This is a genomic window from Streptomyces sp. CAI-85 (genome assembly GCF_013363615.1).
GTDB classification, from domain to species: domain Bacteria; phylum Actinomycetota; class Actinomycetes; order Streptomycetales; family Streptomycetaceae; genus Streptomyces; species Streptomyces antibioticus_B.
This window is the reverse complement of record NZ_JAANNX010000203.1, coordinates 1-1050: the sequence shown is the minus strand read 5'-3', so window position 1 is coordinate 1050 and position 1050 is coordinate 1. Positions and strand designations below refer to the sequence as shown.

Annotated in this window: 3 protein-coding genes; all 3 read left to right on the top strand. The window is 64.1% G+C overall.

The genetic code is table 11. The features are described 5' to 3' along the window. Positions 1–267, top strand: a 267-nt coding sequence (gene rplN, locus G6W55_RS37785) for a 50S ribosomal protein L14 (RefSeq protein WP_175525079.1), incomplete at its 5' end; no start/stop codon positions are given. Positions 268–269: 2 nt separating this feature from the next. After that, positions 270–593 (top strand): 50S ribosomal protein L24, encoded by a 324-nt coding sequence (gene rplX / locus G6W55_RS37780; RefSeq protein ID WP_030039760.1) that lies wholly within the window; start codon positions 270–272, stop codon positions 591–593. After that, a partial coding sequence (gene rplE, locus G6W55_RS37775) for a 50S ribosomal protein L5 (protein WP_175525078.1) occupies positions 593–1050 on the top strand: 458 nt, incomplete at its 3' end. The genes rplX and rplE, both read left to right, overlap by 1 nt.

Below are 1050 nucleotides of genomic sequence, written 5' to 3'. Positions count from 1 at the left end.
ATCGGTGACGTCATCGTCGCCACCGTCAAGGACGCGATCCCCGGTGGCAACGTGAAGAAGGGTGACGTCGTCAAGGCGGTCATCGTTCGCACCGTCAAGGAGCGCCGCCGTCCGGACGGCTCGTACATCCGCTTCGACGAGAACGCCGCCGTCATTCTGAAGAACGATGGCGACCCTCGCGGCACCCGTATCTTCGGCCCGGTCGGCCGTGAGCTGCGCGAGAAGAAGTTCATGAAGATCATCTCGCTCGCGCCGGAGGTGCTGTAAGCATGAAGATCAAGAAGGGCGACCTGGTCCAGGTCATCACCGGTAAGGACAAGGGCAAGCAGGGCAAGGTCATCGCGGCCTTCCCCCGCGAGGACCGCGTCCTGGTCGAGGGTGTCAACCGGGTCAAGAAGCACACCAAGGCCGGCCCGACCGCCAAGGGTTCGCAGGCCGGCGGCATCGTGACCACCGAGGCCCCGATCCACGTGAGCAACGTTCAGCTCGTCGTGGAGAAGGACGGCAACAAGGTCGTCACGCGTGTCGGTTACCGCTTCGACGACGAGGGCAACAAGATCCGCGTTGCCAAGCGGACGGGTGAGGACATCTGATGGCTACCACCACGACTCCGCGTCTCAAGACGAAGTACCGCGAGGAGATCGCGGGCAAGCTGCGTGAGGAGTTCTCCTACGAGAACGTCATGCAGATCCCCGGCCTCGTCAAGATCGTGGTCAACATGGGTGTGGGCGACGCCGCCCGCGACTCCAAGCTGATCGAGGGCGCCATCCGCGACCTCACCACGATCACCGGTCAGAAGCCGGCCGTCACCAAGGCCCGCAAGTCCATCGCGCAGTTCAAGCTGCGTGAGGGTCAGCCGATCGGTGCCCACGTCACGCTCCGTGGCGACCGCATGTGGGAGTTCCTGGACCGCACCCTGTCGCTCGCGCTGCCGCGCATCCGCGACTTCCGTGGTCTGTCCCCCAAGCAGTTCGACGGCCGTGGCAACTACACCTTCGGTCTCACGGAGCAGGTCATGTTCCACGAGATCGACCAGGACAAGATCGACCG

What these genes read in the sequence shown, in the direction of transcription:
- rplX (WP_030039760.1), top strand. Translation starts at nt 270, where the DNA reads ATGAAGATCAAGAAGGGCGACCTGGTCCAGGTCATCACCGGTAAGGAC.